Origin of the sequence: Paramagnetospirillum kuznetsovii (assembly GCF_003284725.1) — a bacterium.
GTDB lineage: Bacteria > Pseudomonadota > Alphaproteobacteria > Rhodospirillales > Magnetospirillaceae > Phaeospirillum > Phaeospirillum kuznetsovii.
On record NZ_PGTO01000004.1, the window covers coordinates 1 to 13,544 of the forward strand.

11 protein-coding genes are annotated in these 13,544 nt (G+C 64.7%); 4 read left to right on the forward strand and 7 right to left on the reverse strand.

What is annotated here, in order from left to right; translation table 11 throughout:
- Positions 1-148: 148 nt before the first annotated feature.
- A complete protein-coding gene (locus CU669_RS06680; RefSeq protein WP_161539598.1) occupies positions 149-2,122 on the reverse strand; it encodes a PAS domain S-box protein in 1,974 nt (657 codons plus the stop codon).
- A 79-nt stretch (positions 2,123-2,201) separates the two neighbouring features.
- On the opposite strand from CU669_RS06680, the gene CU669_RS06685 reads away from it, so the two are divergent.
- Positions 2,202-3,050, forward strand: a complete 849-nt coding sequence (locus CU669_RS06685) for a division plane positioning ATPase MipZ (protein WP_112143063.1) — start codon at positions 2,202-2,204, stop codon at positions 3,048-3,050.
- A 79-nt stretch (positions 3,051-3,129) separates the two neighbouring features.
- Here the strand turns inward: CU669_RS06685 and radC are convergent, their stop codons facing one another.
- Positions 3,130-3,849, reverse strand: coding sequence for a RadC family protein (radC, locus tag CU669_RS06690; protein ID WP_112143064.1), 720 nt, complete (start codon positions 3,847-3,849; stop codon positions 3,130-3,132).
- Positions 3,846-4,391 carry a hypothetical protein gene (locus tag CU669_RS06695; RefSeq protein ID WP_112143602.1) on the reverse strand — a complete coding sequence of 182 codons (546 nt, stop codon included), beginning with the start codon at positions 4,389-4,391 and terminating at the stop codon, positions 3,846-3,848. Before CU669_RS06695 ends, radC begins: the two co-directional genes overlap by 4 nt.
- 102 nt (positions 4,392-4,493) lie before the next feature.
- Here CU669_RS06695 and CU669_RS06700 point away from each other — a divergent pair, with 102 nt between their 5' ends.
- On the forward strand, positions 4,494-5,465 hold the full coding sequence (locus CU669_RS06700) for a mitochondrial fission ELM1 family protein (RefSeq protein ID WP_112143065.1): 972 nt from the start codon (positions 4,494-4,496) through the stop codon (positions 5,463-5,465).
- Complete coding sequence (locus CU669_RS06705; RefSeq protein ID WP_112143066.1) at positions 5,462-6,280, forward strand: trypsin-like serine peptidase; 819 nt, start codon at positions 5,462-5,464, stop codon at positions 6,278-6,280. The genes CU669_RS06700 and CU669_RS06705 overlap by 4 nt, the downstream gene beginning before the upstream one ends.
- On the opposite strand, the gene CU669_RS06710 is transcribed toward CU669_RS06705, so the two are convergent.
- The 4 genes from CU669_RS06710 to CU669_RS06725 all read right to left on the reverse strand — a co-directional run bounded on the left by CU669_RS06710 (position 6,269) and on the right by CU669_RS06725 (position 12,866).
- Positions 6,269-7,252, reverse strand: a complete 984-nt coding sequence (locus CU669_RS06710) for a diguanylate cyclase domain-containing protein (RefSeq protein ID WP_112143067.1) — start codon at positions 7,250-7,252, stop codon at positions 6,269-6,271. The genes CU669_RS06705 and CU669_RS06710 overlap by 12 nt on opposite strands.
- Positions 7,245-11,000: a response regulator gene (locus tag CU669_RS06715; protein WP_161539599.1), complete on the reverse strand. Its 3,756-nt coding sequence runs from the start codon at positions 10,998-11,000 to the stop codon at positions 7,245-7,247. The genes CU669_RS06710 and CU669_RS06715 overlap by 8 nt, the downstream gene beginning before the upstream one ends.
- A gap of 199 nt (positions 11,001-11,199) precedes the next feature.
- Positions 11,200-11,667: a thioredoxin domain-containing protein gene (locus CU669_RS06720; protein ID WP_112143069.1), complete on the reverse strand. Its 468-nt coding sequence runs from the start codon at positions 11,665-11,667 to the stop codon at positions 11,200-11,202.
- Positions 11,664-12,866 (reverse strand): sialidase family protein, encoded by a 1,203-nt coding sequence (locus tag CU669_RS06725; RefSeq protein ID WP_112143070.1) that lies wholly within the window; start codon positions 12,864-12,866, stop codon positions 11,664-11,666. The genes CU669_RS06720 and CU669_RS06725 overlap by 4 nt, the downstream gene beginning before the upstream one ends.
- 199 nt (positions 12,867-13,065) lie before the next feature.
- Between CU669_RS06725 and CU669_RS06730 the strand changes: the two genes are divergently transcribed.
- The gene (locus tag CU669_RS06730; RefSeq protein ID WP_161539600.1) at positions 13,066-13,476 is read left to right on the forward strand and encodes a hypothetical protein; all 411 of its coding nucleotides are present in this window, start codon (positions 13,066-13,068) and stop codon (positions 13,474-13,476) included.
- The last annotated feature ends 68 nt before the right edge of the window (positions 13,477-13,544 follow it).

The following is a 13,544-nucleotide window of genomic DNA, read 5'->3' on the forward strand; positions in this document are numbered from 1 at the left end:
CCTCTTTATGGTCTGTTTCCAACGACCACTTTGGCGCATTGCGACGCCGGTGAGCAGGGGCCGTCCACCCCATCATCTGTGGCCGAAATACCTACCGGACAGACGTTCCTGCCCGATATCAGCCGGATTCCCTGAATGTCGATGCAGCCTAAGCCTTATCCGGCCCGACCTGCGGCAGGATGACGTGGAAGGTGGTGCCTTTCCCCACCTCGCTGTCGACCACGATGGCGCCGCCCATGGCCTTGACGATGCCTTGAACCATGGACAGGCCCAGCCCGGTGCCCTGGCCGACGGGCTTGGTGGTGAAGAAGGGATCGAAGATCTTGGCCGCCACCGCGGGGGTCATGCCGGTGCCGGTGTCGCCGACCCCCAACGCCACATGATCGGTGCCGAAATCCAGGCTTGCCAAGGGATTGGCGTTTGGCGCCGGGCCGCTGCTCATGCGTTGAATGGACTGGAACCGGGCAAGCAACTCCTCGGGATGCATCAGACGGAGCGACAGGCTCAGCGTGCCGCTGCCAAACATGGCGTCGCGGGCGTTGATGGCGAGATTGAGCAGCACCTGTTGCATTTGCCCGGCATCGGCCATGACCGTGGCGCTTTCGATCTCGCGGTGCAGTTCCACCAGGATGCTGGGCGGCAATATGGTCGAGGTGAGCGAGGCGAAGCCCTCGAACAGGGCGGCCAAGTCGATGATTCCGAGCGCCTTGGTCTCCTTGCGGCAATAGGCCAGCACATTGCGGACGATATCGCGGCTGTGCTTGGACGCCTCGATGATGCGCTGGACGCGATCGGCGTTCTTGGGATCCAGTTGGGTGGTGCGGGCCACCATTTCGGCGCCCATCAGGATCGGCCCGAGCATGTTGTTGAGCTCGTGGGCGATGCCACCCGCCAAACGTCCCAATGCCTCCAGCTTATGGCCTTCCTGGAGCAGCAATTCCAACTGGCGCCGTTCCTGGTTCATGCGGGTGGTTTCGGTGACATCCTCGATGAAGTACAGCAGGGATTGTTCCTGGCTGTCGGGGGCGGCGAGGAACTGGGTTCCGGTCAGGCGCCAGTGATGCTCCTTGCCATCGACGAGCAAGGGCTGGCAGACGAGGCAAAATGACATGCCGGGGGGCGGCAGCCGCGAGGGTACCGGCATGGATTCGGCCGGGACAAAGGCATGGATGTTCACGCCCAGCAGATCGTCGTAGCCATCGCCCGCCATGCTTTCGAAGGCGGGATTGTAGAACTGGATGACGCCGTCCTTATCCAGCACGACGATGCCCAGCGAGGCGGCGGCGAAGGTCACCCGCAGCCGCTGCTCGCTTTCCGCCAGCAGGCGCTCGGCCTCGCGCCGACGGCTGATGTCGCGTCCGATGACGACCAGGGACAAACGGCCATCGCGGCGGACTTCGCTGACGGTCATTTCGAAGGGAAAGGTCGAACCGTCGCTGCGGCGGCCGATGACTTCCTGGCGGCTGCCCGAGTTGTCTTTCCCCTGGGATTCCAAAAGGTCCATGGGCTCGCAGGAACAGGGAGGGCGGTTCTCTCCTAATATTAGATCGTGAAAACAGCGCCCGGCCAATTCGTCGTTCAGATAGCCGAAATTGCGCTCGGCCGCCGCGTTCGACCATGTAATTCCCTCATCGCCGGTCAGGACGAAGATGCAGTCCTCGGCATTGTCCATCAGCATCTGCTGCCGATCCTCGGTTCGCATGCGTTGGGTGGCGTCCATCCACACGCCGTCCCAGATGATGCGGCCGTCGGCGGCGCGCCGGGGATGGGCGGTGCCGTCCAGCCATCGGGTCTCGCCCGAGGCGGTGATGGCCCGGAACGCCTCGCGATAGGGCAGCAGGGTGACGGCCGACGCCTTGATGGCCTCCACATGAAGATCGCGGTCGGCCCAATGGATGACCGTCAATGCCCCCTTGTCGTTCGCGCGCAACTGGTCGGGACGAAACCCGAGAATTCCAAGGGCGGCGTCGGACAGCCAGGAATAGGAGATGGTGCCATCAGCCGCCATGGTTCGGCGCCAGCAGATGCAGTTCATGTCGCTTAGGAGGTGAAGGCCCGACGGCGAAAAGGGTAAGGCCGCGCTGTCGTCGATGCCATCGACGAGAAGGCCGGTGCTGGTCATCGTCTGTTCCCGATCCTTTGGGTTTACGCGGCGGCGATAGTGTAGCATAGGGATGTGATCGTTAGGAAAGGGGGCTTCGGTGGCGGGACGCGCCCATGTGGTGGTGATCGGCAACGAGAAGGGGGGCTCTGGCAAGACCACGGTGGCCATGCATTTGGCGGTGGGACTGCTGCGGCTTGGATTTCGCGTCGGGTGCGTCGACCTTGACCACCGCCAGCAATCGCTGGGCCGCTATGTCGCCAATCGGCTGGATTGGATCGAGCGCAGCGGCGTTGACTTGCCCATGCCGCAGATGGCCATGATCCGTCCGTCCGAGAGCAATCTGAAGACCGAATCCGTCGCCGAGGAAGAGGGCGCGCTGGACGCGGCCTTGGCCGAATTGGCCCAGGGCGGCGCCGACTTCATCATCATCGACTGCCCCGGCGCCGACGCGCCGCTGGCACGTCACGCCCATACCCATGCCGATACCTTGATCACTCCCATCAACGACAGTCTGCTGGATTTGGATCTGCTGGGCCAATTGGATCCGGTGACCCGTCAATTGAAGCGGGCGGGGGTCTATTCCAATCTGGTCTGGGAGCTGCGGCAGGAACGTCGCAAGCTGCACAAGTCCGGCATCGACTGGGTGGTGACCCGCTCGCGGCTTTCGGCCCTGGCGGATCGCAACAAGCAGATGATGGCCGACGTGCTGCCCCAGATGCAGCGCGTCCTGGGCTTTCGGCTGGCGGAGGGATTCGGCGAGCGGGTGATCTACCGCTACATGTTCCTGTGGGGGCTGACGGTGCTGGATGTGGCACAGGCGGGCATCGGCATGGAAGTGACCAAGTCCCACCACTCGGCCCGCGAGGAAGTCTGCTCCCTGCTGGCCAATCTGTGGCTGCCCAGGGTCAGCGAACGGCTGGATAGGCTTGGCCCGACGGGAGCATGACATCCGTCATGATCCCGGAGTTGGCGCGTTGAGCGCGCGCGCCACGTGGCGCGAACGCCCCGGCGACTGAGGCCATTATTTAAAGTATTCCCATGGCCTTGAAGCTGACATGGCCCTTGCGCCCCACGATCACATGATCGTGGACGGAGACGCCCACCGCCGCCAGGGCGGTCTTCACCGCCTTGGTCACGTCGATATCGGCGCGGGACGGCTGCGGGTCGCCGGAAGGATGGTTGTGCACCATGATCACCGCCGAGGCATGCAGGGCCAGGGCGCGCTTGACCACCTCGCGCGGGTAGAGCGGCGTATGGTCGATGGTGCCGGTCTGCTGGAGCTCGTCGGCGATCAGCACGTTCTTGCGGTCGAGGAACAGCAGGCGGAACTGTTCGGACGGCAGGGTGGTCATGGCGGTGCGGCAATAATCCAGCAGGGCGTCCCAGCTGGAGATGACCGACGAGTTGAGCACCGGGGCGCGGGCGAGGCGAATGGCGGCCTCACGGACCACCTTCAGGCCGGCGGCGGCCACCTCGCCGATGCCGTCCACCCCGCGCAGGTCGTCGAGATCGGCGGTGATGACGTCGGCGAAGCTGCCGAAGCGGGCGATCAGCGCCTTGGACAGCGGCTTGACGTCCTTTTGCGGAATGGCCAAGCCCAGCAGCAGTTCCAGCAATTCATAATCGGGCAGGGCGGCGGGCGCTTCCATGAAGCGGGTGCGCAGCCTTTCGCGATGCCCTTTGTGATTGGCCTTAACGACGGGCGCGGCCTCGGCGAGTCCCGGAAGGGCGGGATCCTCGCTCACAGCTTTGCGCAGAAGGCTTCCAGCCAGTCCAGCCGGCTTTGCAACAACGAGATGTCGTGGTCCAGCCAGGAGGCCAGGGCGCCGTTTTGGCCGTCTTCCTGGGCATTGGCGTCGCGCAGGTCCATCAGCCGGGCCAGCTCGCTCTCGACCCCACTCATCAGCAGGTCGATCTGTTCGCGCCGCTCGGCAGGCTCCAGCAGGTCGAGAAAGCGGATCTTCAGCGCCATGACCAGCTTGGACAGGTCGCTGGCGGGACGCAGCCGCGCCGTCAGCAGGCTGTGCAGCTCGCGGCGTCCGGCGGCGGAAATGGTCAGCTGGGCATCGTCTTCCATGCCCTTGCCCGCGATGGCCTCCACCAGGCCTTCGTAGCGCAGCAATTCGATGGAGGTTCCCATCAGATCGAGCGATGGGCCCATGATGCGGCTGGTGAAGTGGCGCACCGATCCGGCCAGCTCGCTGTAGCGCATGGGCCGCGACGCGATGGTGCCCAGCGCGCACAGGCGCACGGCTTCCTTCGGGGTCAATGTGTGGTCGGCGAACATGCGGGCGCTTTCGATTCGGTTCACCGCCAAATATAGGGGGTTATGGCCGCCGCGTCCACAAATACGGTTGCAAAGCCGGTCCGGTTGTCGGAGCCTACCGGCATGACCGCCGATAGCCCCCGCGCCGAAATATGGGTTCTCGCCGACGACCGCGTCGGCAATGTCAGCCAGTGCCTGGGGGTGGCCGAGGCGCTGGGGCTGCCCTTCGCGATCAAGACCATTCGCTATGACCGGCTGGGGGCGCTGCCCAATGCCTTGCGCGGCGCCGGGTTGATTGGCCTTAAAGCGGACAGCCGAGCCGCCTTGGCGCCGCCCTGGCCAAGGCTGGTGATCGCCGCCGGTCGCCGCACCGCGCCGGTCGCCCGCTGGATCAAGCGACGCTCGGGTGCCTTCCTGGCCCAGATCATGGACCCCGGTTTTCCCGGCCGCGACGATTTCGACCTGATCGCGATTCCCGCCCATGACCGGCCCAAGCCCGCCGCCAATGTGATCGAGATGATGGGAGCGCCCCACCGGGTGACGCCGCAGCGGTTGGAGTCCGAGGCGGCCAAATGGCGGGCGCCCTTCGCCCATCTGCCGCGCCCCTGGATCGCGGTGATCGTCGGCGGCGCCACCCGCAAACGGCCCTTTTCGGTGGAGATGGCCCGCGATTTGGGCGAGACGGTGGCCGCCTTGGCGGGCGGCGGCTCGGTCCTGCTGACCACCAGTCGCCGCACCGGTGACGAGCAAAGCCGGGTTCTGGCCGATTGCCTGGCAGAACCGCGCTGGCTGCATCTCTATGGCCAAGAGGGTGAGAATCCGTATTTCGGCTTCCTCGCCTTGGCCGACACCATCGTGGTGACGGGCGATTCCGTCTCCATGTGCTGCGAGGCCTGTGCCGCACCGGCTCCGGTCTTCATCTGGGCCCCGCCCGGCTGGGTCGCTCCGAAGCATGCCCGGCTGCACGTCGATCTTTATCGGCTGGGCGTCGCCAAGCCGCTGGAGCGGGCGGCAGGCCTGGAGTCCTGGGACCGGCCGCGCCTCGATGCCGCCGCCCAGGTGGCCGAGGCCATTCGCCAAAGGATGGGGCTATGAGGATTGTGCTGGCGATAATCCTCTGTCTGGCGGCGTTTGCGGCCGAGGCGGGACCGGAACAACGCTTCCAAAAGGAACTGCACGGCATCAAGGGGCCGGAGGATCAGCGGGTGCGGGTGGCCGCCACCGAATTTCCGTGGAGCGCGGTGGGACGCCTGAACAACGGCCAGGGCGGTCATTGCAGCGGCACCCTGATCGGGCCCCGGCTGGTGGCGACCGCCGCCCATTGCCTGTGGAACAACCGCACCCAGCGCCCCATGCCGGTGACCGCCTATACCTTCGTGGCGGGCTATGACCGGGGCGAGTTTCTGCGTGCCTCCAAGGTTAGGGCGCTGCATCCCGCCCCCAAATGGATCTTCACCACAGAACAGCAGTCCCTGGCCACGCGGGCGGATGATTGGGCGCTGTTGGAACTGGAGGAGCCGGTGGGCGACGATATCGGCTGGGTCGCCCTGGCTGAGCCCAAGGTCGGCATGACGGTAGCGGTGGCGGGCTACGGCAAGGACAAGGCTTTCGTGCCGCTGGCCCATCTGGGTTGTCATCTGACCGAGCAGCCCATGACCGGCGTGCTGTTCCACGATTGCGACGCGGTGCAGGGCGAATCCGGCGGGCCGGTGTTCGCCTGGGTCGGCGGTCAGTTGCGCCTGGTCGCCATCAATGTCGCGGTGATCCCGTCGCGGGGAGAGCTGGGCGTCGCCGCCGCGATCACGCCCCTGATGGCGGCGGCGATTCCCTTGGGCATGGCCTCGGCCACCCGCTCGGGGGCGCTGTCCCAGCCGTCGGCCATGGATCTGGGCGCCGTGCTAGGCCGCTGAAGCGGCCAGAACCACCCGGTTGCGTCCGGCGGCCTTGGCGCGATACAGCCCCGCGTCGGCCGCCGCGATCAATGCGGCGATGCCGCCGTGGCAATCCTGGGAATCGGGGCAGGCGCCCGACCAGGTCGGGTAGTCGCTTCCCTTGGTTTGGCAGCCCAGGCTCAGCGTCGCCGCCCCCAGGCTGATGGAAACCTCCGCTCCCGTCTCCGACGCCGCGTGCGGCAGGTGAAGCGCGGCGACGGCTTGGCGCATCTTTTCCGCCAGTTTGGCGGCATCGTCCAGGGAGCAGGCGGGAAGCACGGCGGCGAATTCCTCGCCGCCGTAGCGGGCCAGCAAATCGCCGGGACGGTGCAGGCATCCCGCCAGGGCGGCGGCAATGGTCCGCAGGCATTGGTCGCCCGCCTGATGGCCGTAATGGTCGTTATAGCGCTTGAAGTGATCCACATCGATCAGCAGCAGGCAAAGCGGCGTCTTGGCTCGGCAGGTACGGCGCCATTCCTCTTCCAACGTGGTATCGAAGCTCCGGCGGTTGGCGATGCCGGTCAATCCGTCCACCGAGGCCAGCCGGTGCAACTGATCGGTCCGCAGCTTGAGATTCAGGTGAGTCCTGACCCGCGCCCTGACCACGGGCGGGCTGGGAGGCTTGGAGATGAAGTCCACCGCGCCCAACTCCAGTGCCTTGGTCTCGCTTTCCATATCCGTATGAGCGCTGACGAAAAGGATGGGAAGGTCTGCGAAGATCGGGTCGCGCTTGATGGTCTCGCAGACTTCGAACCCGGTCATATCGGGCATCTCGGCGTCCAGCAGCATGAGATCGGGCTGTCGCTCGCGGACCATGGCCAGGGCTTCGGCGCCGCTGGTGGCGAAGAAGATATCGCCGAAATCCTCGATGATCTTGCCGAGAAGCCTGATGGTGCCGGGATCGTCATCGACGATCAGTACCCTAGCGGGAGCGTCAGGTTTCTTATGCATTGTCCTTGGTCCCCAGCCACTGCTTCAACCACGCGGCGGCATCATCGAATTTCAGCTTTTCCACCAAGGGAGCAAGTGTCGCCGCCAAGCTCGCGTCGAGCCCCGGGCGCAGCCGGTCGAACAGATCCAGCGCGGCCATGCTGCGCTGTTCGAGTATACTGGTCAACTGTTCCATATCCGATCGGGTGGCGGGCGCGGCCGACGCGGCACCTTGGGGCGGCGGGGCGGATAGAGCCTGCCCGATGGCGGCGACGAGCCCCCCGAGCGAGCGTTCCAGATCGTCCAGCAGGGGCGAAATCCGCGATGTCTTGCCATCCTTGACGGCGGCTTCCGTCTCCGAGGCCAGTTTGGCGGCACGGATAGCGGCCACATTGCCGAGGGCGCCGCGCAGGGTGTGGAGCCGCCGCGCCGCCGCCTCGTCGTCGCCACTTGCCAAATCGGCGCGTATTCGGGTCGCCTCGTCGGCGAATTGCTCGACCACCCTATTCAGCAGCGAGCGGAACAGTCCGCCATCGGAGCCCAATCGCAGCGATGCCTGGTGGGTGTCGATGCCGGGGATATCGGGAAAGCCGCTGATGTCCACCGCCTTCGGTGCGCCGCTCTTGACATCACCCGCCGGGGGCGGATTCGCGTAGCGCAGGATGCAGGCGATCATCAGGTCGGGATCGAACGGCTTGGCGATGAAGTCGTTCATTCCCGCCACCTGGGCCCGCCTCCGTTCCGCACTCAGCGCGCCCGCCGACAAGGCGAGGATGGGCAGATCGCTCAGGCCCAAGTCCTGACGAATTCGCGCGGTCGCCTCGTAGCCATCCAGGCCGGGCATCTGGATATCCATCAGGACGATCTCGAAGGCATTGGGGGTTCTGGCCAGCCGATCCACCGCTTCCTGGCCGTCCGAGGCCAGGGTCACCGAGGCGCCTTCCAATTCCAGCACTCGGCGGGCCACGTCCTGATTGATGGCGTTGTCCTCCACCACCAGAATTCGCAGGCCCATAAGGCGGGGGCCTTCTCCAGGGGTGAGGGGCGTGATCATGTTTGTCGTGCCGCCGTCCAACCGGCGGGCCCGGGCGTCGGATACGGCGTTGAACAGCGACGATCCGGTGATGGGCTTGACCAGGATGGCGTCCACCAGTTCGGCGCCGGGCGAATGAAGGAGATCTTCCCGATTGCCCGCGGTGACCATGACGACGATGGGTGACGAGGCAAGCCCGGAGCTATCCCGAAGTGCCCGGGTCACGGCCAAACCGTCCATGTCCGGCATTTTCCAATCCAGGATCAGGACGTCGAAAGGGTCGGCATCCCGAAGACGATCCTGGGCCTTCATGACCGCGTCCTGCCCCGATCCCACCACGTCGGGGCGCCAGCCGAGGGATTGGGCAGTCTCGGCGATGACGGTGCGGGCCACGTCGTGATCATCGGCGATCAGGACTTCCAGATGCTGTAGGCTTGCCGCTACCGGTACCGGCTTGGCGGTCTCCAACGGCACCGTGAACCAGAAGGTGCTGCCACGGCCGATTTCGCTGGCCACTCCGATGCGGCCGCCCATCAGTTCCACCAGCCGCTTGCAAATGGCCAGCCCCAAGCCCGAACCGCCGTAGCGGCGGGTGGTGGAACTGTCGGCCTGGGAAAAGGCGTCGAACAGATTGTCCAGTTTGTCGCGGGGAATGCCGATGCCGGTATCGGCGACGGTAAAGCGCAACGTCACTGTTCTGTCCCTGGTGCTTTCCAACTCGATCCGCAGGACGACCTCGCCGGACTCGGTGAACTTGATGGCGTTGCCGATCAAGTTGATCAACACCTGCTGCAAGCGCAGCGAGTCGCCACAAAAATCGTTGGCGACATCGGGCGCCCGATGGATCAAGAGTTCCAGATCCTTGGTTCCGGCATTGACCGTCATGATGGTGGCGATGGCGTCCAGCAGATCGGCGAGACGGAAATCCGCCTTTTCCAATTCCAGCCGTCCGGCCTCGACCTTTGAGAAATCAAGGATGTCGTTGATGATCGACAGCAGCGAGCGGCCGGACTGGCGAATTTTGGCGGCGAAATCGCGCTGCTCGGCGGTGAGATCGCCGCGCTCCATCAGATGGGTAAGGCCCAGGATCGCATTCAGCGGCGTGCGGATCTCGTGGCTCATATTGGCGAGGAATTCGCTTTTGGCGCGATTGGCGCGCTCCGCCTCGCCGGTGGCGGCGACCAGCGCCTTCTCGTTGCGGCGGATGTTGGTGACATCCCAATTGACGCCGATCATGGTCTTGGCCGTGCCACCCTCGTCCCGCTCCACCATGGCGGCGGCATGAATATGGCGAATCTCGCCATCGGCGCGCAGGATTCGGAACTCGGTGTCGAAATCCTTGTCGCCCCGAATGGCGGCGGCCATGCCAAACTCCGCCACCTCCAGATCGGCGGGATGAATCGCGGATCGCCAATGCTCGTAGTTTGGGTTTTCCTCCGAGCGCGGCAGACCGTAGATCTCGTGCATTCGGTCATCCCAAATGAGGCCGCCGCCCGCCAGATCATACTCCCATACACCGATGCCGCCCGCCTTGGTGGCGAGGCCCAGGCGCTTGGACAAGTCGCGCGCCTTCAGTTCCGCCGCCTTCAATGGGGTAATGTCGGTGACCAAGACGAAAAAGCCGCTTACAGTCCCGTCCGTGGCCACATCCGGGATGTAGTGGGCCCAGGTATAGCCGATCTCGCCATTGGCCTTGGTCAGGGTGCGTTCGAACTGTTGCCGCTGCCCGGCCTGGGCGCCCCGGATATAGGGCTCGTTCATGGCGAACAAACGCTCGCCCATTAGGTCCAGCATGGTCTTGCCAAGAATGGCCGAGGGCGCCTTGCCGAACCATTCCAGGTAAGGCTTGTTGGCGAAGCGGCACCGCAGATCCTGCCCCCAATAGGCCACCATGCCCGGCATGGCGTCGGCAATACCTGAAATGAAACGCTGGCTGCGCTGCAACTCCTGTTCATGTCGGGAAAAGCGGAGCAGGACCAAGGCCGCGCCCAAAGCCAACAGGCTCAGGATAGCGCCCTTGATCAATGCGGTGCGCCGCCATTCGACCAGGACTTCGTCCTCGCCCCAGCCCACCGCCAGCACCAATTCGGGGAAGTCCATGGTGCGGTTGACGATTAGACGGCTCACATGGTCGGTGGTGGTGACGACCTTTGAACGGCTGACCCGTTCGCCCGATTGGCGATGGGCCATGGTCGCCGGGGCCTTGCCGATATTGCGGCCGCTGAACTCCTCGTGCCGGGGCGAGCGGGCAATGATGGTGCCGTCATAGCTGATGAGGGTCGCGATGCCGTCGGGCTGCGGCTGAATCGAGCGAAGCGTTTCGGCGAAGTATTCAGGCTGGAGGGCCGCGACGGTAACGCCGTCCCACTTTCCGTCGATGGTCTCCTTGGAGCGCGACGCGAACAGGAGGACTTGGCCGGTGGATGCGAGAATCGGGCCATTGATGTGCAGTCTTCGGCTGTCTTGGTTCGTCTGGTGGCCGATGAAATAAGGTCGCTTGCTGGCGTCAAAGCCAATCAGTTCCGGCAAGGTGCTGTATATCATGCGTCCGGCATGGTCGCTGATGGATAGGTTCCGAAGGCCAGGCAGCGACGCCGTCCGGCCTTTCATTTGGGCCAACAGGTTTTCCACCTCCGCGGCGGTGTCGGCTGATCGGGCCTCCACATCCATGTCTTGCAAAAGGAGATCGACGAGGTGCAGTCGTCCGGAAACACTCTCGTCAGCAATTCGCGCCAAATTCTCCAAACGATCGAATGCAGATTCGATGGTTCTCTGGCGATCGGTGTAAATTTCCGCCGCTCCCAAACTAATTATCACCGTGACAATTAGCGTTCCGATGATGGCGATAGTCCGGTTGCTACTTCTTGGCGTCATGCGTTTGGGGCCATAGATCAAGTTAAATCCACGGCAATGTAACGGTACGGCGGTTGGCAGGCTAGTGCCTATGCAACTTGTCGCGCAGGATCATTTCATCCACGGTTCCCAATATGGCGGTGGTATCGCCCGCAGCCGAGATCAGATGGGTGCGCGGCAATTCTCCTCGCCAGTCGGGCGCCGCTTCGAACATCAGGCGCTCGGTGAAGGAATCGGCGAAGGCGTAGCTGGGAAAATCGGCCAATCCGGCCCGCTTGAGCCGGGCGGCCAGGGCGGGGGCTTGATTATGCGGATCGGTACTGACCAGCACCAGATCAAAGCTCAACCGCTTTTGCAGTTTGGGCCATTGGGGCAGATCGGCGAGGCAGGGGGCGCAGGTCAGCGACCAGAAATGAACCACCAGCGGGCGGCCGGCATGGGCCTTGACCAATTCGGCGTAGGTGCCCTTGACGAAGGGCCTGGTCTCGGCCGCCTGGGACGGAAACGCCGCCAGAAGCCACAGCAGGACGACGAGGATGCCGCCTCTCATGGCAGCGCCACCAGGCGGTAGCCTTCGTCCCTGGTCAGCCAGGACAGATAGGTCACGGTGCCATCGCTGACCAAAAGCGGATGGTCGGAGGCGTCATTGGTGGCGGCGGCTTGTCGTGGCGCGTCCCAGGTCTTGCCCTGATCGGCCGAGGACTGCGTCTGGATGGCGGTGGTGGTGCCGTCGAATTCCTTCCAGGCCCGCCATACCCGGCCGTCGCGGGCGAGAACCTGGGGATGCGACGCCAGCCGGTTCGCCGCGCCGAACCCCTGGGGCTCCGAGAAGCTCGCGCCCTCATCATCCGAACGGGCGAAGAACAGGCCCTGACGGCGCTTGCCGCCGGTGAACCAGACGATATTCCAGGCGCCGTCCGCCCCGACGCCGAGCGAAGGGCCGTGGCGCGGGCAGGCGTCGATGGCCCAGTCGTCCTCGGACACCCGCTTGGGGGCTAGGGGCGCGTCATCCTTGACTTTCGCCACCACATGGTCGCGCAGATTGCGGCCGAACACATGGCGCCATGCCAGCAGCGGGGTGCCGTCCCTGTCCAAGGCCATGGCGAGACGGCAGCAGTCGCAGGCGTAATCGGCCTTGATGGCCTTGCCGGTGAAGCTGGCCCCGTCGTCGTCGGACCATGCCAGCGCCACGCCGGTATCGTTGTAGTCCTGGCCGGCGGCCTTGGCGGCGATCCGGTTGCGGGTGTCGAGCCAGGCGGCGGTGATGCGGCCGGACGGCGCTTGCACCAAGGTCTCGAAGCGCTGTCCGATGCCGTCCAGCATGGGCTGGGGCTTGGCGAAGCTGTGGCCGCCGTCGGTGGAGCGGGTGAAGAAGACCTTGCCGTTGTAGCGGTTGTCCATCCGCTGGGCATAGATCGCCACCAGGGCGCCGCTCCTGGTCGCCAGCAGCTTTGGCCGTGCCTCGCCGTTGTCGTCCATGGCCTCGGCCGGATCGGAGACGGCGACCGGGGCGGCGAAGCTGGCGCCTTTGTCGGCCGAAGCCGAAACATAGACCCGGCCCGCGGCCGACCAAATGATCCACATGCGCCCGTCGGCCCCAAAGGCCGGTGTCGCCGACTTGGCGCAGCGCAACGAGACCTCGGCGCATTTGGGCTGGGCGGCGGGCTTGGCCTCGTGCCCGTCATGGGCCGAGGCCGGGGCCGGGGCCGCCAGCAGCCCGGCGGCGAGAAGAATGGCAAGGCGGATCATGGCGTGCTCCGGGGACGAGTATTGCAAGACCTCATACAGAAGAACGGGCCTCGGTTCAAATGAACTGGCGGCAACTCATTGATCTTAAATATATTTATTAGAAATGATGCATATTGTGTGCGTGATTGACACCGCCAAGGCGAATCCCTGATAGTGCGCCCCAGTCGCAGGCCGAATGCAAGAGCGATCGACCATGAGAGTGATGGGTTCTGCCCATAGCGGATTGATGCGGGCGGTGCGGGCCAAGTGGCTTTGCGTCATTCGTCTGCTGCTGCTCGCCCTCTCGCTGCAACTGCTGATGCCGTTCACCGGCTTGGTCGGCTTGGGGCACGCCACCGCCCTCGAAGCCGACCTTAACGCCTCGCTGTGCCATGATGGCGGAGCAAACGGTGCTCCGCTCGCCGATGGCGATGGCGCCGCCGTCAACCATTGCATCTTCTGCCTGCCGCTGGTGGGCGGCCATGCCATCAACCTCGACGAGTCCGTTCCCGCCGCTCCCATGGCCGGGGTGGCAGTCGTGGTTCGTCCGATGGACCATATCGGCCCATTGGGCGAACGGCGTGATTTCGCTTTCGCGCGCGGTCCTCCCGCCTTTTCCCAGACCATCTAACCGTACTGGCCGCCGGGACTCTCTCCCGGCCGGTTCCAGCGTCTGTGAAATCACCGTCGAGGACATGT

What these genes read in the sequence shown, in the direction of transcription:
- CU669_RS06710 (WP_112143067.1), bottom strand. Translation starts at nt 7,252, where the DNA reads ATGCATAAGAAACCTGACGCTCCCGCTAGGGTACTGATCGTCGATGAC.
- CU669_RS06700 (WP_112143065.1), top strand. Translation starts at nt 4,494, where the DNA reads ATGACCGCCGATAGCCCCCGCGCCGAAATATGGGTTCTCGCCGACGAC.
- CU669_RS06705 (WP_112143066.1), top strand. Translation starts at nt 5,462, where the DNA reads ATGAGGATTGTGCTGGCGATAATCCTCTGTCTGGCGGCGTTTGCGGCC.
- CU669_RS06725 (WP_112143070.1), bottom strand. Translation starts at nt 12,866, where the DNA reads ATGATCCGCCTTGCCATTCTTCTCGCCGCCGGGCTGCTGGCGGCCCCG.
- CU669_RS06695 (WP_112143602.1), bottom strand. Translation starts at nt 4,391, where the DNA reads ATGTTCGCCGACCACACATTGACCCCGAAGGAAGCCGTGCGCCTGTGC.
- CU669_RS06720 (WP_112143069.1), bottom strand. Translation starts at nt 11,667, where the DNA reads ATGAGAGGCGGCATCCTCGTCGTCCTGCTGTGGCTTCTGGCGGCGTTT.
- CU669_RS06680 (WP_161539598.1), bottom strand. Translation starts at nt 2,122, where the DNA reads ATGACCAGCACCGGCCTTCTCGTCGATGGCATCGACGACAGCGCGGCC.